Origin of the sequence: Arthrobacter sp. UC242_113 (genome assembly GCF_044054585.1) — a bacterium.
GTDB lineage: Bacteria > Actinomycetota > Actinomycetes > Actinomycetales > Micrococcaceae > Arthrobacter.
The window spans coordinates 256529-275954 of the sequence record NZ_CP171968.1; the positions used below are offsets into that span (position 1 = coordinate 256529).

The 19426-nt window shown below is 63.4% G+C and carries 12 protein-coding genes and 2 pseudogenes; 3 read left to right on the forward strand and 11 right to left on the reverse strand.

Annotation, left to right across the window (positions count from 1 at the left end):
- Positions 1 to 3 precede the first annotated feature (3 nt).
- The 9 genes and pseudogenes from ACHMXB_RS01165 to ACHMXB_RS01205 form a co-directional block, all read right to left on the reverse strand.
- The gene (locus tag ACHMXB_RS01165; RefSeq protein WP_395402047.1) at positions 4 to 3288 is read right to left on the reverse strand and encodes a UvrD-helicase domain-containing protein; all 3285 of its coding nucleotides are present in this window, start codon (positions 3286 to 3288) and stop codon (positions 4 to 6) included.
- Entirely contained in the window at positions 3285 to 6113 is a 2829-nt protein-coding gene (locus ACHMXB_RS01170; protein WP_395402049.1) for a PD-(D/E)XK nuclease family protein, read from the reverse strand. The genes ACHMXB_RS01165 and ACHMXB_RS01170 overlap by 4 nt, the downstream gene beginning before the upstream one ends.
- Before the next feature lie 173 nt (positions 6114 to 6286).
- Positions 6287 to 6982 (reverse strand): annotated as a pseudogene (locus ACHMXB_RS01175) (sigma-70 family RNA polymerase sigma factor); the annotation flags it as partial.
- Between the two features lie 144 nt (positions 6983 to 7126).
- Positions 7127 to 8842 (reverse strand): annotated as a pseudogene (locus tag ACHMXB_RS01180) (DEAD/DEAH box helicase); the annotation flags it as partial.
- A 100-nt stretch (positions 8843 to 8942) separates the two neighbouring features.
- Entirely contained in the window at positions 8943 to 10622 is a 1680-nt protein-coding gene (locus ACHMXB_RS01185; RefSeq protein ID WP_395402051.1) for an NERD domain-containing protein, read from the reverse strand.
- A gap of 407 nt (positions 10623 to 11029) precedes the next feature.
- Positions 11030 to 12316, reverse strand: a complete 1287-nt coding sequence (locus tag ACHMXB_RS01190; protein ID WP_395402053.1) for a hypothetical protein — start codon at positions 12314 to 12316, stop codon at positions 11030 to 11032.
- Positions 12317 to 12352: 36 nt separating this feature from the next.
- Positions 12353 to 12526: a sigma factor-like helix-turn-helix DNA-binding protein gene (locus ACHMXB_RS01195; RefSeq protein ID WP_395402055.1), complete on the reverse strand. Its 174-nt coding sequence runs from the start codon at positions 12524 to 12526 to the stop codon at positions 12353 to 12355.
- Between the two features lie 76 nt (positions 12527 to 12602).
- Positions 12603 to 14069: an ADP-ribosylglycohydrolase family protein gene (locus ACHMXB_RS01200; protein WP_395402057.1), complete on the reverse strand. Its 1467-nt coding sequence runs from the start codon at positions 14067 to 14069 to the stop codon at positions 12603 to 12605.
- On the reverse strand, positions 14066 to 15028 hold the full coding sequence (locus ACHMXB_RS01205; RefSeq protein ID WP_395402059.1) for an ARPP-1 family domain-containing protein: 963 nt from the start codon (positions 15026 to 15028) through the stop codon (positions 14066 to 14068). Before ACHMXB_RS01205 ends, ACHMXB_RS01200 begins: the two co-directional genes overlap by 4 nt.
- Before the next feature lie 92 nt (positions 15029 to 15120).
- Here ACHMXB_RS01205 and ACHMXB_RS01210 point away from each other — a divergent pair, with 92 nt between their 5' ends.
- The 3 genes from ACHMXB_RS01210 (at position 15121) to ACHMXB_RS01220 (ending at position 17217) form a co-directional block, all read left to right on the forward strand.
- Positions 15121 to 15792, forward strand: coding sequence for an NUDIX hydrolase (locus ACHMXB_RS01210; protein WP_395402061.1), 672 nt, complete (start codon positions 15121 to 15123; stop codon positions 15790 to 15792).
- Positions 15793 to 15892: 100 nt separating this feature from the next.
- Positions 15893 to 16540 (forward strand): hypothetical protein, encoded by a 648-nt coding sequence (locus tag ACHMXB_RS01215; RefSeq protein WP_395402063.1) that lies wholly within the window; start codon positions 15893 to 15895, stop codon positions 16538 to 16540.
- 41 nt (positions 16541 to 16581) lie between these two features.
- Positions 16582 to 17217 carry a hypothetical protein gene (locus ACHMXB_RS01220; protein WP_395402065.1) on the forward strand — a complete coding sequence of 212 codons (636 nt, stop codon included), beginning with the start codon at positions 16582 to 16584 and terminating at the stop codon, positions 17215 to 17217.
- Between the two features lie 278 nt (positions 17218 to 17495).
- Here ACHMXB_RS01220 and ACHMXB_RS01225 read toward each other — a convergent pair whose 3' ends face one another.
- Both ACHMXB_RS01225 and ACHMXB_RS01230 read right to left on the reverse strand, forming a co-directional pair.
- A complete protein-coding gene (locus ACHMXB_RS01225; protein ID WP_395405055.1) occupies positions 17496 to 18635 on the reverse strand; it encodes an IS30 family transposase in 1140 nt (379 codons plus the stop codon).
- Positions 18636 to 18787: 152 nt separating this feature from the next.
- Positions 18788 to 19426: a hypothetical protein gene (locus ACHMXB_RS01230; protein ID WP_395402067.1), complete on the reverse strand. Its 639-nt coding sequence runs from the start codon at positions 19424 to 19426 to the stop codon at positions 18788 to 18790.

Genomic DNA, 19426 nt, shown 5'->3' on the forward strand with positions numbered 1-19426 from the left:
CCGTTAGTTCTGCTCCCCATTGCGTCGTCGAAAGAGCTCAGGTTGTCCCGGCCTGCAGAAGATCAAGACCAGCTCGCCCACCGTCTGCCCGGTAATACGCTGCACCATCTGTGCGTAGGTCGACAACTGGCGCCAGTATGCTGCCAATGTCTCCTGCTGGACGCTGATGTCTGTCTTGAAGTCGGCAATGACCAGGCTTCCGTCGTCTTCGCGATACATCAGGTCGATTACGCCTTCCACTGTCACGCCATCAAAGGATGTGACCACGGGAAGCTCGAGCCAGTGCTCCCGGTCCGCGGCCCTCTGAACCAGTGCGCTCCTCAGGGCAGAGCGGGCGCGCTCGGCGAGGCCGGCAGGATCATTGAGACCGGATGCGCTGGCCACCCTTTCTGCCAGCACCTCAAAGTTCTCAGCCTCCCGCAGGTCGGTCAGTTCGAGCAGCCGGTGGAGCGCGGTGCCGAAAACCGTGCCGTGGTCCCCTCCTGGCTCCACGAATGACGGTAGCTGAGCGTCGTCTTCCGTGGCCACAAACCGGAGTGCCTCATCGGTTGCCAGACCCTTCTGTCCGTTCCCAGCACCCTTCGCCATCGCCGTGACTGACGTGGAGGACTCTATCGCCGAGGACCTTTGCCACGTCTCGCGGCATTGCTGCCATGCATCGAAGGGTTCGACTGGCCGAGCCTCGTGCGGCGTTCGGGCCTGCGCTGGCATGTCCTCCGGGATATGCAGGTCCGGCGCTGAGGCTGCGTCGTCGGAGTCCTTGAGGAACTGGCCCAGACTATTCTTGGCGTTCACGTAGTGGGAGACGACGAGGTGGCTCTCTGCGCGGGTACAGGCAACGTAGAGGAGACGACGTCGCTCGGCGTCATCAAACAGCTTTTCCACGCCCTCCGCGCTACCGTAACCGGCCGAGCGGATATCGCCGATGAAGTGCACTTGCAGTTGCGACTTTTGATCCCAGAGGGCTGCGGACTTCTGATTGTTGGGACCGGATCCGGTCCCGGCCAGAATCACCATGGGGAATTCCAGGCCCTTGGAGGCGTGGATGGTCATGATCCGTACGGCCTGGACGTCGGTTTCCGGCACCACAGCTTCCTTGACCCGCGAGTTGTCCTCCTGCTGCACGCCAGCCCACACCAGGTAGTCGCGCAGTCCGCCATGTGTGGCCTCCGTCCAGGCCCTGGCCTGGTCAATCACGAAGCGAAGCCTGCGCCAGACGTCGCGGTAACGGGGGGCGTCAATTGCTGCCTCCAGCATGCGCCTGTCGGTAACTAGACGCTCCATGATCTCAGCGGGCGTCAGTACTTCGATGTCCCGGCACAGTGCGGCCAGGTACTGAAGGGAGCGCGCTATGGTGGCGTCTTTGACCGCATCCGGCGTGGGGGAGAAGAGGTTCCAGCGGCCTGCGGCTTTCTTCCACTCGAACAGTTCATCATCGCCGCAGCCGAACATCGCCGAACGAAGGGTCAGCACGAGTGCTGCTTCGTCCGCCGTGTTTGAAATTGCCCGCAACGCGAGCAGCAGGTCGGTGACCTCTTGGGTTGAGTAGACCAGAGACGATGCTTCGGCCCGGTACTCGATGCCGGCGTCATCAAACGCGTCTTCGAGGGCGGCAAGGGACGTGCGGGTGGGGATCAGGACGCAAATGTCCTTCAGCTGTACCGGTGAACACGTGAAACCGCCGGACCGTTTGCTTTGCTTCTGCCATGCCGGAAGCCCTGCGGTGCCGGTCGCGATTCTGATCGCAGCAGCAACGTCGGCTGCCTCCTGCCGGCGCATGTCGTCAGCGGAGACCTTCCCCGATTCGCCGGGCTGGGCACCTGCGCGCCCGATGACGGAGACAGCCGGACCGTTTTCTTCGCTCCATTCGGGCCGCTGCGGATCGGGCGTCAGCGGGTGGTACTCAGGCTGAATCGTGCCGCTCGGCTTGATGAGCTGCCCGAATGTCGCGTTGATCCATTCGAGGAGGCGTCCGGACGACCGGAAGTTGGTCTGGAGCGAAGCGATTGCCGAGCTTTGGTCGTCGGAGAAGCGCTCCTGGGCCGCCAAGTAAGTGGCGATGTCGGCCCTGCGGAAACGGTAGATGGATTGCTTCGGGTCGCCCACCGTGAACAGCCGGCCTGGAGGGATGCGTAGCTGCTCCCACCCGTCGGGTCCGCAGACGTCGTCGGCCGAGATCCGGGTGGCAAGTTCCGCCTGGATGGGATCCGTGTCCTGGAACTCGTCCAGCATGATGCAGCGGTAGCGATTGTGGAGCGCCGTATGCACGGCCTGCTTGTCTTCGCCGACCAGCAGGTCTCGGGCGTGGATGAGGAGATCGTGATACTCCAGCTCACCGCTGTGCTGGCGTTCGCGTGCGGCCTGCACGAGTACCTCAGCCATTGCGGCCGTGACCGTTTCGACGGCGGGTTCGACAAAGCTGTTGCGCAGGGCGGTAGCTTGGTCGGCCAGGTCCTTGCAGGAGGTTCGCACGTCGGCCACGTTAACGGCCCAGTTGCCTTTTTGTCCGCCGCCGAATCCCTTCTGCGGAACAGAATGCAGGAGCTCGAGCACCAGGCCGAGTTCCCCGGTCTCGGCCTCGGCCAGCCGGCCATGCCAGCTCCTGATGTGCTCGAAAGCGGTGAACAACTTGTCGGCCGGATCGGTGCAATGATCAGCGTGTGCGAGGACCTCGGCAGTCTGACGCAGGATCGGACCAAGGTCCACAGCCGGGATGTGCCGCTTCCGCGGAGGGTGGCTTTCCAGCCGGTCCCAGTTCGCGTCCAAGTCTGCGGCCACATTCTGCAGGTGGTCCAAGGAAACGCCGACGGCGAGGATGATGCGGAGGGCGTCGTCGATGGACGTGTCCGTGAAGAGCTTTTGCCGGGCCGCTTCCCACCGGCGCGTGAAGGCGATCTGGGACCGCAGCTCGTCCACCACGGTGATTAGGGGTGGTACCCCGGCTTCGATGGGATGTTCGCTGATGATCCGCGCCGCGAATGAGTGGATGGTGCCGATGGGAGCGGTGTCCAACTGATTCAGCGCCCTAAGGCGCAGCTCGGTAGGGGCTGGGTCGGACAGCTTCCGGCGGACTCGTTCCCGGAGCTCACCTGCTGCCTTTTCCGTGAAAGTGATGGCGGCGACGCTTTTGAGTTCGACGCCGGCGTCGACCATAGCGCAGATGCGCTCGACAAGTTCATGCGTCTTGCCACTGCCTGCGCCTGCTTCTACGAAGATGTTGGCTCCGAGCTCCTGCTCGATCAGCGTGCGGTCGGTCTGGTCGGTGAGTTCCATGACTAGGGATTTCATTTCTCCGCCTTCAGGAGCTTGGCATACGGCTGCAGTTCGTGGGCGTTTTGAAGCTTTAGCCACTGCTGGCCAAGCTCCTGGGCCCCCATCATGGTGGTGAAGTTGATGTAGCGGTCAGACTCGGGCCGCGGGGGGAATACGCCGTTCCGCAGCGCCGACATGATGAGGCCTGCGTCTTCACGAAGCTGCTCCAAGACGTCGTCAGTCAGGGTGTAGCCGATCTTCGCGAAGTTGCCCGCCTTGGAGATGAACCAGTACTCGGCGGCGACAGGTGACTGAGGATCTGCCAGCGTCCGCGCGAACAGGCCGTAAACCGGAAGCTGGTACCGGGTGCCGTCCGCGGTGGGATGGTTTTTGAGTGGTGCGTACTTGTCGGCCTTGCCGGTCTTGTAATCAATGACCTTGACGGTGCCGTCGGCATTCCGGTCGATCCGGTCCACCTTTCCCCGGAACCGGATCACGGTGCCGTCGTTGAGGGTCAGTTCGACGGGCGGGTGGCTATCGGTGTCCTCCGGCCCGAAGCTTGCCTCCTCGGCGAGGTAGCTCCAGCCCTCGGTGAGACTGCGGTGGTCCTCAGCTGCTACCCGCTGCAGGTCTTGGCGGATCATGGCCTGATTCCGCTCCCAGACGTGACTGAGCCACGCAGGGTTGGCGAATTCCTCCAAGGCGGCATCTGCCAGCTCCATGAGGCGGTCCGACGAAGGGGAAAGGCCGTCTTTGGTGATGCTGCGGACGTAGTCTTCCAGCACTTGGTGAACGAGAATGCCCCGCTGCTGAGGCGAAATCTGAACCTCCAAGGTGACGTCTTCCAGGATGTTCACCTTCAGGACGTGCTTCAGGAAGTAGCTGAGCGGACTGGTCACCCAGTCCTCGAGGCGAGTCGGCGACAACGCCTTTTCCGCTTCAACGATGGTTCCCGCATGCGCTCCGAGATTGCCGTTGAATCTGGAGAAAATGCCGTCGCGCCGGTCCCGGGTAACAGTCAGTGCCTGCTGCAGCGCCGTATCATCCCGAAGCGCCGCCGTACGCTCCTCGGCGGTGAGGATGCGTCGCAGCCGCCACTCCTGGGCCGTTGCGGGAAGCCCGGCCTTGGTAGGGGAACCGTTCTCTATGCCGTGGGCGAAGGACTGCAGTTCCTTGTCGGGACGGGCGCTCAGCCATCGGGAAATCTGGTAACTTCCGGATCCACGTAGGTCCCCCCGGGGGCTTGTGACGATACGCTCCGATCCCGCGGCCAGCGCGGCAAAGAACTGTTCCTTGCTGGCTTCCGCCCGCTGCTCCACAGTGGGGAGACCACAGGCCATCGTTGCCCTGACGGTGTCCGGAAGGAGCGGGTTCTCCCGGATTCTAGCCGGCGCCAGCCCTTCGGCCGCTCCGACAAGGAACAGAACGTCCAGATCCCTGGCAACGGCGTCGGCGTAGCTGCCGATGACGACGCCGGTTCCACTCTTCCCGGTCCAGCCACCCTTCGAAGCTATCGCCTCCTCTATTGCACTCTGCACAAGCGATGGGCGAGGCTGCGGGCCGACGAGGTCCAGGTGTCGGAGGTCAAAAGCGGCCTGGTTCAAGGCGTCACGGGCAGCCGTCTTCTCCGGCCGTTCTGTTGCTGTTCGCGGGCCCATGAAATCTTCAAGAAGCGAGACCATCCGAGCTGACGCGTCGCTCCAGGTTTCGCTAGTGTGGATCTGCTCAAGCCGGGCTGCGAGTGCCGCGACAAAGGATTGGAATATTCCGAACTGCTCAAGTTGACGGGCTCGGCTATCCGAGATCTTCTCTCCGGTCTCGTCTTCCGCGGGTGGACTGGCGTGCAGCTTTTCGCAGACGGCGCTGCTGGGCAGTTTCTGTTCCTGCCACGCGAACGTTCCCTCGGCGTGGATGTTCAGGATTGCGCGCGTGTCAGGTTGCTGAGGATCGAGTTTCAGTAATTGAAGAAGGCCGCGGGCGAGCGGCGAGTCGGTGAGCCGATGGGCCGCCGGACCGACGAAAGTTACTCCCGACTCGCTGAGCCGCTGGGACAGCAAAGCGGCGTAGGGCCGGGAGGCTGAGTGGAATATGCCGATGCGGTGGCCAGGAGTGCCCGCTGCCAGTCTTTCGACGACAAGCCGGACGACGGCGCGGACTTCGTCATCCGCATCCGAGGCTGTCATCAGGGTTGTGCTGTCGCCCACGGCACCGGACGCAGCGATGGTTTGCATGCCGGCCTCTTCGAGGCTCTGCCGGAAGGAAGATTCGGAGGGGCTGGGCTCGGTTCCGAGCATGAAGCCAATGACGGTCCCAAGCCGCCGCTTCATTAGTGTGGTTCCAAGTTTCTGGCCCGCGAGGATGAAGGCATCATGGTCGGTGTACCACTGGGAGGCCAAGGCCTTCTTGGCAGTCCCGTGAATCCGAAGCACTTCATGCGTGAGGCCGGGAAGCGCGGGATCGGATGGGTCCGGTGCGGCGTCCAGCAGCTCGGCTGTCTTAGCTATGGCGCTGGCCGTGGCGGGCCGGTCGGCAACATCCTTGAAGAGACCCGGAGCATCGTTCAAGACTTTGCTGACGGCGCCCAGTCTGAGGACCGGCAGGAGCGGGCGCTTTCCATTTAGGGCTGCGTCGTCGGCGATGAGTTCAGTTGCCAGGTCCTTCAAGGTGAACGCTCTGACGCCCGCACTTCCTGCGCCTGAGTTCAGCGTCCGGCCGAGGTACCTGGTTACGTCCAGACCGGAAGCATGGGACGGGACCAACACGGTGACAGGCGCCAGAGGATCCGTGGCCTGTGCATGGCCGATAATTCCGGCGAGCTCAGCCAAGGCGTCGCTTACCGAAGAGAAGTTACTGCAGGTCATTTCGTTCCCTCATCCTGACGTTTCACACAACATAGCAACCTGCACTGACAGGATTGTCATTGCGTCCCATCCCCGTTGTTCCGACCGATGTCCTCGGTGGGCTGTACCGAGGTGGTGACAGGCTCTGATGAATCCGCCTGCCGGGCGGCTGGCGCCGGCTCGCAATCAAAGTGGAACTCGCGCAGCGGCCCCGAGACGGCCGGATCCTTGAGCAGGTCCATCGTCTTCTTCTCGATTTGGCGGATACGCTCCCGGGTGACTCCATAGATCTTCCCGATTTCGTCCAGTGTTTTATGCTCGCCATCCGTGAGACCGAATCGCATGGCGAGCACGCCGGCCTCCCGCTCGGTGAACGTGTCGAGGATGGTGTGGATCTGTGCAGTGAGCTCAGCCGCCGCTATCCGTTCAATGACATCCATGTCCGAAGGATCGATCAGTTGTTCTCCAGCCGGCTCCAGTCCGCCCCTGCCGTTGGGAACCAAGAAGTCCAGCGAATACACCAACCTGTCCAGGTTCAGGAGATACTCGACTTTCGAAGCGGTGGTACCAGCGCGCTCAGCGATATCCGCGCTGGTGCAGGAGAGGCCTTCCAGAGCCGCGCCACGCTGCAAAGACAGGACCTTCTGAATCTGCTCCACCATGTGGACGGGAAGCCGAATAAGGCGCCCCTGATCAGCCAAAGCGCGAGTGACTGCCTGACGGATCCACCATGTTGCATAGGTCGAAAACTTGAAACCCTTTGTGTAGTCGAATTTGCAGACTGCACGGTGGAGGCCGAGGTTTCCTTCCTGGATGAGGTCCAAGAAGTCCAGACCGTGATTCACGTACCGCTTGGCGATAGACACCACGAGCCGCAGGTTTGCTTCGAGCAGGGCGTCGGCAGCCCGTTGACCGAGCAGCCCAATTGCGCGCAGTTCGCGTGATTCCCTGCGTCCGCGAGGAGTGCCGTCTTCCAAGAGGTGCGTGGCGAAGAGCCCTGCTTCGATCTCCTGCGCCAGCTCCACTTCCTGCTCGGCTGTCAGAAGGGCTGCCCGTCCGGCACGCCTGAGGTAATCGGACACGGCGTCATCACTGAAGCCTTCTATGCCGGCGAGTTCCTCCGGCCACTCCGGATCTTCAAGATCGAAGGAAGTCGGCGCGGCTTCATCCTCATCGTCGTAGCCGGGCGGCGGCAGGAGGTCCTCCAACCCGACGTCATCCAAGGCATCCTCGCCGGGCTCGATCTCCTGCTCATCCGAGGTATCTTCCCCGGCCGGGACCTGGTGGTCATCTGTACGCCCGGGTGGTGCCGGCTTGGGTCCAGGGACCGGCGGCTCCACCGGCTCCCGTTGCCGGAGGAATTCCTGCAACCGGCTGAGGTCGGTCTTCATGTCGAAGAAATCGACCTCGCGAGCAAAAGGCAACACTTTGCCGAGGAACTCCTCGCCCTGCACGTCCGGATCCTCCACAGTCCCCTTGGAGTAGAGAACAACAAGCCGGCCCACCCGCCCGTCCGTCTTCTTGCGGATGACACGTCCCAGCCGCTGGACCATCTGCCGCTGGCTGCGGTTGGCCGCCACGATGACGCCGAGGTCCGCTTCCGGCACGTCGATGCCTTCGTCGAGCAGCCGGGGGGCAGCGAGGATCTGGGAGCCGCCGCTGCGGAAGTCCTCCATGCCCTGTTTCCGGTCGTCCTTGGCCATGCCGCTGTACAGCGCGGAGGCCCTGGAGCCCAGAGCCGTGTAGACCTGCTCGGCCCGGCGCGCGGACTCCTGGGTCTGGGTGAAGACCAGCGTGCCGCGGGACTGGTCCACGGTCTCCTTCAGCGCGGCCAAGGCAAGGTACTTCGTCCGCGCCTCTGCCAGCAGCGTGAGCCGGGATGACATGGCGCGCATGTACCTCCGGGCGAGGGTCGCTTCCCTGCTCGGGGACTCGGAGGCTGCCAGCGCAGCGACGGCGGCGATGAACTGGTGGAAAGGCCGTCGCGGAATTCCGGCATAGGACTCCAAATGGCGGGCCGTCTCCGCCATCGTGTCGGAGAACTCGTCGTAGCTGACCTGCTCTGAAGCCGTCAGGTCCACCCCGACGAGCGCAATGTCGAACGGCGCAATGACCTCGTCCTGCAGTGCTCGGTCATACCAGAGCTTGTAGACCACCCCGCCGAAGTACGGAGTAAGGAGGTTCTCGTGCTCACCGTCGGACCGCTCGTAGGTGGCCGTGAGCCCAAGGCGCCAGGCATACCCTTCCTGGAGAGCGCCCGTGAACATCGGCGCTGCATAACGGTGGCACTCGTCGGCGATGATGAGGCCAGCCTTGTGGCTGCGCAGGGTCTCGCGGTTGGAGGCCGAGTGAACGATCGCAACGAGGATGTCGACGTTGTCCAGTGAGTCTGTGCGGCCGTTGCCGAGCGCGCCGCGCCGGGCCTTCGGCAGGTCACGCTGGAGCGAGGACAGCCACTGGATTTGGAGTTCGGCGGTCGGCACTAGGATGAGGACCTTGATTCCCTGCCGGACTGCCTCGAATGCCGCAGCGATGCCAACGCGCGTCTTACCGGCACCGGTTACGGCCTCGATGACCCCGCGACGTGCATTGGAATGCCAGGCCTTCAGCGCCTCCTGCTGCCAGGTGTAAAGGAAGGCATAGTCGTACTCGGCAGGAACAGACGCGGTAGGGACCGCTTCAGGCACCCGGGTGAGCGTGGCACTTAGGTGCGACGTGTCGTCGGCAAGTTCTGGCATTTCATCCCCCATTGGACGGTTTGGAACTCAGTGAGTGAAGACTATGGGGCGGGTCTGACAAAAACTGAACTGCCCGCCGTCGTGCTCGCCCAAACAGCGGTCAGCAGTGACGTCACGCCTGAGGAGGCCACCACGCCTGCGCCCTCGAGAGCGCCATCTTCAGCTCCCTGCCGCCGGCTTCCTCCAGCAGAGCGCTGTCCCCGACCACCACCAGCAGGCTCCTCGCGCGGGACAGGCCGACGTACAGCTGCTCCGCTGCGCGTTCCATGTCCTTGAATCCGTTCACGCACAGCACAACGACAGAGCGCTCCAGGCCCTTGAAGCCCAGCACGTGGCCGTAGAATTCAGCTTCGCCTGCGTGGAACTCGCGCCAGTAGTCTTCGGTGGCGCCACGTTCGAAGAAGTCCAGATGGATTGGGTGCCGCTCCTTTGTGGTGAGGAGCGCAATCTGGTTGTTGGCCCACCCTTCGGTGATGAGCGCATCCACGCAGTCTCCGCCGATGTCGAGCGCCTCGTCTGAAGCGCAATCCACGAAGCGTACGGGCAGGCCCGTGCTGCCGCGGGGAGTGAAATGCTCTCCGGCCAGGGGTTTGAAGGTTTCGGCGATCTTGCGAGTGTTGCGTAGGTTGTCATCAATGTGGATGGGCACAAAGCTTGCCGTGGGCCCAAAGGTGAAGTCCGTCGTCGCCCCGCCCCACCTGCGGTAGACATCCTGACGGTCATCCATGAAGGCATACACCTCGCCGCCGTCGGGATTCTTGGTACAGGCGAGCAGCGCATCCCACCACAGCGGGGCAAAGTCCTGTGCCTCATCGACGACGACGGCATCCAGCCGCTTATGATGCTCCATCGTTGCTGCCAGTTCCTTTAGCAGGCGGGGCATCTCCACATCGAAATACTCCTGCCCCGAACCGTCGGGAACGCCCAGCCCCCGTACATATTCGTGGAACTCGCCGGTGAAGACGGGCTTTGCCTGGCGCCAGCCGGAAACTCGGTCCTGTAGGTACTGCCCGAGGCCCTTGTTGTAGCAGAAGAGTCCTACGCGTTTGCCCTGCTTGCTGAGCAGACGGGCCTTCTCCACGGCGAGCCAGGTCTTCCCGCTGCCGGCACCGCCGGTGAACCTCACCCGGTTGAGTGACCTCGTGGCCTGAAGCAGCACTGCCTGCCGCTCCGTTAGGTGATCCTGTGCGTCCTCGGCTTCCTGTGGATTCAGGGAATCAACGGCCTGCCTATTCAAATTCCCGCTCAGGTGCTTGACGATGCGATCCATGAAGGACGAAGCCAGCACGTTGGCTCCGCCGCCTTCGCGCTCTATCGCTTCACGTACCAGCTCCGCCGGCGACGCGACGTCGGCCTGGTCAAGGACAAGGGTCCGCGGGCAGCCAGCCATATCCCAGTCCTGCCGCACGGGGGTGTACGGCAGCGCAACCATATAGGCGAACCGGCTGGTCACGGGCGTACCAAGCTGCCTGCCAATCCAGCTCTTGAACGCGTGGAGCGATCCCTGGGATTGGGCGATGGGGCTAAGGATGCGGTGTTTCCCGCTTCGGTCGGACTGGTGCCACTGCCCGTTGTCGATGGAGACAAGCCCGCCCTTCACTTCGATCGCGGCCATGCCGACGCCGGGCCACAGCACGAGCAGGTCGATCTCGTGCTCGCGTATGCCGTCCCGTACTTGGACCGAGTGGGCCAGCACGCAGTCATCCGGCAGGCTGTTCCGCAGCGCTTCCCATACTGCCTTCTCGGCCACCTGTCCGTCGCCGAACTCCGGTTCTTCCGGAATACACCTCACTGTGCCTCTATTCTCATGCATTGTCCTTTCGGGTTCGCGGATGCGACGGCAATCGAGCGCTCATCGAGCGCTCATCGAGCGCCGCCCAGTCGCGAAACATTCTCAGCTAGGCCTTCACCCCGGCCACAGCTATCATCCTGATTCCGCGGTTTACTCAGTTGGCATTTCGCACGGTCTGAACTACTCCTCTTAGGGCAGCGTCCAGCGTTACGCCGCCGGCGGGGGCGGAACCATCCGGTACGTGCCCAACGCTCCACATCAGCTCGCTTGCCTCCACAGGTACGCGGCCGAAACGTATTCCATTGAGGATTTGGGCAGCGGCCTCAGCGCGAGGCACGCCCGCCTTGTGCCAGTTCGCGTTATTTTCGTTTGGAGCCGACCAACCGTCACCGGATAGACGATGCTTGCTAAGACGCCATTCGTGCGGGGTTAGGCCAGCATCCGAGACGATTTCCGCAGTAGACCCCTTCGGGCCCGGTCATCGCACGTGCGTAGGGAGCGGGCTGTCGACCTGCGGGGGCGGCGTACCGTATATGTAGAAAAGAATCGGCGGGCATAGCTTCAACGAGCTGGCCTATGAGTTTCCCGGCGGCCTGCCAGTCGTTGTCCAGGTTCTGCTCCCATTCCTCCAGCTCTTCCAGCGTTCCCCAGCCGGAATCGTAGTCAACGTACCCAGGCTCCCCCTCGTCAGGTTTAGTTTCCTCTGTGCACTGCGGCGGAAGCACGGATGCGAGGGCTGCAGCCCAGGTCCCATAGCGGCGGATCAATTCCGCCGCTGAGGGGCATTCGTGACGTATGGCCGTTTCGGCAATGACCCAACGATCGTAGACGTCGATGTCCATCGGATACTCGAATTCGATGCATTCTTCGGTATAGCCGTCGAGGGCCTCAAAATAATCGAGCTCGCTGAAACGGTCCTCGCCGGAGGCAAGGTGCAGACCCACTGTTCTCAGCGCTTCCTCCCAGAATCCATGACCATACCGGCGTCGGAGGATGGATGCTGGAACCGGCCATGGGTCATCGGGGTCATTTGTGGCTGTGACCCGACGCCGGGAGTGCGTTTCGACTGTTGCTTCGTAATCAGCGTAGGCGAGTGTCGTGATCGTTCGGGCCCGGATCGCGAGTGCCGTTGTTTCTATGACTGCCAAGATCTCAGCGAGGCGCCGGTAAGGGAGGACCGGGTGCAAAAGCTCCCTGAGTTTGGTTACAGCGTTCAGTGAAATTTTGCCCAGCGCGAGCTCGTAGTCCGGTTCGATTCCGTGATACTTACCTGTGATGTAGAGCAGACTGAGTTTGTCGCTCAGTCTTCTCGGGGGGAGGGGTTCTTCAAGTTGACCTCCGGGGACACCTGGAATGTGCAGCAGTTCGACGGCGATGTCATTATCCACCTCGATGCCGAGGGCTGACAGAACCTTCGGAATGTCTTCCCTGGAAATGTCAGCTGCAAACAGCCTCTCCACCATGTCTTCGTTGCCAGCGAGCACCCCGGTGGTGGCAAGGCTTCGCCGTCTAATAGATCTTGAACGCTTGAGGTCGTCTTCGGAATCTGACTGGTCCGAAATCGTGTAGGCGATGTCATTGATGCTGCCGCCAAAAGCTGCCGCGACTGTCTGGATCGGATCCCCGTTCCGATAAGCCTTCCTCAACGCTTCGGGATCCGTGAACCAGCCGGGTGGAGGAATCATGCCACTCATGACAGGTCCTGAATTAGTTGCTCCATGACATCCCTTCTACTTCTGAACTGAACGGACAGCGTCTAGCCATGTCCTGTCGGTCATCTGACGGACGCGCTCGCGGGTGACGCCGAAGCTCTGCCCGATGGCGTCGAGGGTCTCACCGTTTGAGTAGCGCTCCACCATCGCGGCGTCTCGCTGCTCCCGACTGAGTTCAGGAGTTGTTGTCATGGTCACATTCTTACCAGTAGGTTCGGACAATTTCGCAACTGTGATGCAGGATTAGCTGCATCGCTGCCGGCTGAAGTTACGGACGGCCCAGCAGCTCCATAAACAACGGGTTCGGCTGCGCTCCAGGCAGGACCCGCCGCACGTCCTCCAAGGCTCGCAGTGGAGTAAGCCCTGCCACCCGAGCACCGTACAGCGCCGCCACAGTAGGCGTTCGTGACGCCGCCTGGACGCAGTGCAGGAGAACGGTCTTGCCCTCCGCCCGGAAGCGTTCGACGGCGGCCGTCGCCTCCCGGAGCACAAACTCCGGATGGGCGTTGTTCCCCGAGTCAGCTACCCAGAAAGTTGCGTGGTCATGAACTGGAACAGATGTGACTTCCTCAGTGCCGAGCCGGCACAGAGACACCACGGCGTCGATGCCCAACTCCGCCACGCGGGCGACGGATCCCACTCCGCCCAGCCAGAGGCCGTCGTCATGCGGGTGCCGCACAACCGTATCGGTGGGAGCCCAATCGCTGTAGTCCTTGAACGCCACCCGAGGCCACTTGTTCATGTAGCGGCCTTCGCCGTCAGCCAGCTCCGTACCGAGCGCCATCAGGTCGCGGGCGCGCAGCCCTGGCCAGCCGTGCAGGTGCTGCCGCCACTCGAACGGGACCGCGGAGTAGCCGTAGGCGGCTCCGAGCAGCCCGCCGGCGATGGCGGCCACCGTGTCCGTGTCGCGTCCGCCCCGGACGGCCTCTTCCAAGGCAGCACGGAGGTGGGCCGGACCAGCAATGGAGGTCGACGTGAAGTGGATGGCACTCCACGCCCCCTGGAACGCCTCCACCACCCAGCCGTTGCGGGCAAAGTCCCGAGGTCGGGACCGCTCCGCGACCTCGATCCGCTCCAGCCAGACGGATGCCCGCCCGGCCGGCAGCAGCGAAAGGCCAGCCCGGACGTCCAGTTCGCCGGTGAGCACAGCCTTCCGGATGGCGACGCACCACAGGCCGCACGCCTCCTGAGCGTCGGTATCGGCGTGGGTCAGGGCGCTCACCACCCCGGCCTGGGCCATGAGTTCCTCAGGGCTCCGGTCCAGGTGCGCCAGCGCCAGGGGAGCGGTGCGCATCAGTGAACCGTTGCCGGCGCTCCGGCCGGTGCGGGCGTGAAACTCGGCAGCAGCGGCGCTGAAGTCGCCGGCGTCGGTTTCGCTCCTGCCGGCGGCAGCCGCCAGCCGCCGGGCAGCTGCAATTACGGAGCTGGTCTGCGCTCCCACGTCCTTGGCATCGGTGGCCCATCCTGTCCAGGCCCGGACGACGGCGGTCAGCGCCGAAGCGAAAGCGGGCGCGGACGGGAAGTCCACCAGTCCCTCGGCGAGGGCGATGGCCATGGACGTGTCGTCGGTCCACTCGGCGGGGGCGAAGCCGAACGGGCCGCCGCCCTTCATGCTCACCGGGGTGCCGTCCGGCAGCGGTGCGCCGAATTCGTAGCCGGCGCCGAGGGCGTCGCCGGCGGCCAGCGTGACCAGGACGCCGGCAGCGCGGTCGTTCTGCAGTGGGTTCAGTTTCATGCGATCTCCATCAGGGGGTGGTGGGTGTTCCAGCCGGTCAGGTGTGCCAGCTCGGGCTTGCGGTGGGGGAGGGCGACGGCGATCCCCGCCACCGCGAGCTGCCCCGTGGTCTGGGTAATGTTGCGGCTGCGCAGGGAACCGTGGTTCCGGACCTCCAGAGCTGGCAGACCGTCGTCGAACGCCCCGAACTCCAGAGCCTGGACCGCGGCGGCGAAGTCGCGGGCCCGCTGGGCAGGCATCGGGCCGGACGCCATCACGTGTGGCGCCAGGAGCTCCAGGTCCAGCAGCGCGGATTCGACCAGTTGGCGGTAGTGGCGGCGGAACAGCGTGTGCGTGCCGAAGACCTCCAGCAGCAGCGGCCGCGTGCCGAGCCCGAGCACTACGCCGCGTTGGCCCTCGAGCGGAGCCGGGGCGTCGTCGGCACCGAACCGGCGGTCCTTCCGTGGCTCGGCGGTGAACCGGTCCAGGTGCTCCAGGAGCGAGCTGGTGGCCGACCGGCCACGGGCGGCGTCGAAGCGGGCAACCCGGTTCCAGATGCGGCCCTGCCGGCCGGCGCCGCCCGGGTTAGACGGGCTGGTGGCGAGTTCGGCCCGGACGTTGAGCGGGGCGCGGCGGGCCTGGCGGCGGTGGCTGTGCGTACCTTCCCAGCGGCCGGCCTCCACGCAGTAGGTGTCGATGTCGCGGGTCTCGCCCGGGCCGAGGACGACGTCCCGTGCGCAGGTCCGGTGCTGCTGGCCGCCCTCGAGCAGCTCGCCTTCGAGCAGCAGAGCCGGGCGCGGGCCGTTGTTGGTGACGGTGAGCCGGGGAACCTGCGGGCCGCTGGCCAGTTCGGTGACGGCGACGTCGGCGTGGGCGCCGGTGCTGATGCCGAGCTCACCGGGACCGCCGGTCCACACCGGAAAGATCGTGAGCGGACCCAGCGCGGTGGCGGCCCCGACGTGGAGCTGTTGAACCTTCAAGATGACCTCCAGAATTTTTAGCTCAGATCTGAGCTAATTGCCCAAGTATGCACGGCTTGAATCTTTAGCGCAATACTGAAATAAATAATTCTGTGAAGACCCCGAAGGATGCCTCCGTCTCGTCCCTGCTCGACTACCCGCGGCCGTCCGTGGCGGTGGACACCGCGGTTCTGACCGTCGCCGAGGGCACCCTTCAGGTACTGCTGGTGCGCCGCGGCGGGGAGCACCACCACGGCGAATGGGCGCTGCCGGGCACCTTCCTGCGCGAGCGGGAGAAGCTGGCGGACGCGGTGCTGCGGTCCCTGCGGGAGAAGGCGGGGATTTCGGGGCGGGTGCCCCGGCAGCTGCAGGTCTTCGACGACCCGGGACGGGACGACCGGGGCTGGGTGCTGTCGGTCGCGCACGTCGACGTGGTGCCGCTGGCAGAGCTGGACGACGCGTTGAAGTCCGACGGCGTCCGGCTGGTTTCCGTGGGCGGGGAGCCGGAGACGATCGCCGGGCTGCCGTACGGGCATGCCGAGATGGTGTCGGAGGCAGTGGAGTGGCTGCGGGCAGCCTACGCTGAGTCGCCGGATCCTGGCGCGCTGCTGGCGGAGCCGTTCACTCTGAAGGAGCTGCGGGATCTGCACGAGGTGGTGGCGGGCCGCTCACTGATGCGGGACACGTTCCGGCGGTTCATGGAGCCGCAGCTGGCCGGGACCGGGAAAATGTCCGACGGGACACGGGGGAGGCCCTCGCGGTTGTGGGTTCGGGCGAATCCGTAGCGACTGCTCCGCCGGGCGGTCACTAGAACTGCGGTCCTCCCATGAAGAATGATGTCAATGACGACGGAACAAGGGCATGCAGTGTCCAATTGGGAGCACAATGATCTACGCAGAACACGGGACACTTCGATATCGCCAAATCAATGCACTGTCGTGGCGCGTGGCAAGTGAACTGAGCCGGCGGGACCCAGGTCTTTACATCGGGTTGACGGGTGATGGAGGCTCTGCCGCCCATGCTGACTCGTTGATGATGACCAACGCGGGCGGCCCGGACTATCAGGCACGACGCTGCGGACTGGGTTTCACTGCTGGTTCGAGCGGGGACTTCCAGATCCCTTGGGACAGGGCATTGGGCATGCGAAGCGCTCGGGCGATTGCAATCGCGCTCGAAGAATCCCAGGGAATCCATCGCCCTGAGAAGTCGCCAGTAACCACACCCCGGGCGCTCGGTTATCGGCTGATGGCGTCGATACTGGAGCTGACCCTTGGCGACCGGCAGTACTGGTCAACTGGGGAGGGTGCCGGTGGGCCTCTGGACCCGGAGTCGTCGGCCACCCGCGACCGGCTGCAGCCGTGGGAAGACACACGCTGGACCCTGCTTCGTGACCACGAACCCGTCGCAACGATCGACAACTTTGGTTCGCTGGAAACTAAGGGCAGACTGATGGACCTGCATTCCAGGTACCGCGAGCTCAACGGCCGTCTGTATCCGCTTGTGCTTGAGGTTTTCGACGACCTTTTGCCGTAGCGCTTGGTATTGAATCAACTACATCCAACTGAGGGGGAGCAATGCAGCAAGCGTTGGCAAAGGATCTCGAACAGAAACCGCTGCCCGCAATTGATCGTCCGGCTGTAATGTTCGTGATCAGTAAGACATACGCTGAAGGTGTCTCGCAGGAACGTCTCTACGAGGCGACGCGCGGCAACTGGCGCATAGGCGCAGGAAGTCGAGCACAGGCCGAGGTTGCTCTGGGCATTGCGGACGGCATAGTCCGGACAGCGTTTGAAATCGACCGTTGGGGAGGGGCGGACGAGTCCGCGGCACCGTGGACGGCCAAGGCCGAAGACAACCGTTGGTACTTCGAAGGCCACGAGACCGGACAAACGAGCAGCTGGCTGGGATTGTCTGTCCGGCATCTCGCGCCGCCCAAAGGTGCTGCAAATCCGGTCCGCCTGTTCCTAGACGGCATCCCCGGCCCAGAGCAAGAGGCTATTGCCGACAGTTCAACCGTTCTCCAGGACGAGGCGCTCGGACGGATCATGTATGGACGCCATCCTGTGGCGCTACGGCAAGGACCATGGCATCAAGGGCGGGCGGGCCGGCAAACTCGGAATCGCCGGCTGAAGCACAGCGAAGCCACGACAATCTTGGTCGAATCCCGCAACCGCCCGCCAGCTTCGCAGCCGGCCGATGTCGTCCGATGAAGGAATAGCTACGAGTTCGGAGCTTCGTATGAGTACGGAAACGAGGCCCCGACGCGACCCGACAATGCAGTCAGTTCTGCCTCGGTTTCCCTGAACCGGATCACTTGAGGGCCCAATGTGTTGACCCCCTCCGGTCCCTTCACCACGAGGGTCCGCGCTATGGTCCTGCCCAGTTGATCCAGTTCCTGGTTGAGTCGCCCCAACTCTGCCTGGTGTCAGCGATGGTCGAAAACTGAGCCATTTCGTGGGCGGCGGATTTCAGCGGTCGTTGCAACGGTTTATGAATCTGTGAGTGGTGAGGCCAGTCTAGTCAGGTGCTCCAGAGGGCTCACCCAGCCAAGAACTTCGCGTGGACGTCGATTGAGCTGATCAGCGACTGTTGCTAGGTGTTCGGGTGTGTGGACGGCTAGATCCGTTCCCTTTGGAAAGTACTGCCGGAGAAGGCCGTTAGAGTTCTCATTCGAGCCGCGTTGCCAGGGGCTGGCGGGATCGCAGAAGTACACCGGTATGAGGGTCCGCTGCGTGAAGTCCTGGTGGCAGGCCATTTCAGTGCCCTGGTCCCAAGTCAGAGAACGACGTAAGTGGGCAGGGAGAGCGCTCATCGTTTCTGCCAATCGGTCGCGTAGATTCTCAGCTCCGCGGTTGCCTGCAAGATGCACGAGGATGAGGAAGCGAGTGGTCCGTTCGACCAGTGTCGCAATGGCCGAACGGCTGCCTTTCCCAATTATTAAATCGCCCTCCCAATGCCCTGGTACGAGCCTGCTGGTCACTTCTGTGGGCCTGTCACGAATCATGACCATGTCGGGGAAGCGCTTGGTCCGGTGTTCCTTCCGGCGGCGTGGCCGGCGACCGGTCCTTCCGGTCCGCAGTGAGACTGCTGGATTCACCGCCAGATCGAAGCCTCCGCGCCCGTACAGGGCCTGATAGACGGTCTCGGGGACGACGTGCATTTCCGGTTGCTCAGGGAACACGGCGCGCAGCCGGTTGCTGATCTGGCGAGGGCTCCAGCGTTGTTCGAGGTGCTCCCGGACGAAGCCCTGCAGCTCCGGGTTGCCGGCAATCTTCCCGGTTCGCTGGCGGCTCCTTCTACGTTCCGCGCTGCGCTGGGCCGTCCGCGGCCTGTAGTTGCCAGAGGGTTCGTGCAGGTTGCGTCGAATTTCCCTGCTCACGGTTGATGGGCTGCGCCCGAGCTCCCTGGCAATGGCGCGGATGCTGCGGCGGGCGTGCAGCAGGTCCGCGATCGTGATCCGCTCCGACTCGGACAGAAACCGGGCGGAGATCACCGTCGGCCTCTGATGCGAGATGGGAGCGTACTTCTTGGTGTCCCCGGACTTCAGAACGACCGTGTGACCGTGCCGCCACCGGGTGCCCGAACTACGGCTAATTCCCACAATCCGGCATGCTTCGGAATTGCCCATTCCCTGTTTCATCAGCCGATCATAATGAGCACGTGCAGCGTTCTTTGGAGGCGCTCCCCGGGACTTCCTCGGCCTTTTCATCTCTGCCAATTGCAACTCCTAAATCAATCAGGTGTTGCAACGACCACTGGACGCCAAGCCGTCACAATGGCTCAGTTTTCGACCGTCACCGACACCTGGTCGAATTTGGAGCGCTTCATCGCTTCAGGGTCCCTGTCGCATTGCGTGCAGCGTCCCCTCGGGCCCACATCAGCCATCATGGTCACGTAGATGCCTCTTTGGCCGGCCCGCCACTGACCATCCATGATCGAGCACCACTGAGTGTGGAACAATTTCCCGGTTCGCGTCACGTACACCTGTCCGTCACCTGCCACAGGTGACCCGTCCTCACGGTGGCTTTGCGGCTCAACGCGAACGAGCGGCCGTTCCTTTGCCCGGTGCTCGGCTTTCGCTTCTTCTTTGAGTCGCAGCCTCTCTGCCCGCTTCTCCGCCCGCTCCAATTTGGAGCGCTTCTTCGCTTCAGGGTCCTGGTCGCATTGCGGGCAACATCCCCGCAGGCCCACATCCGCAATCATGGTCACGTAGATGCCTCCATTGACGGCCCGCCAGTGGCCATCCATGATCCCACACCATTGAGTGTGGAACAGCTTGCCCGACCGGGTCACATACGCCTGACCTTCACCTGCGATGGGCGACCCGTCCTCGCGGTGGCTTTGCGGCTCAACACGGACGAGCCGACGCTTCGTTTTCGCCCCGTGGTCGGCTTTCACTTCTTCGTGTGTGGTGCTCAC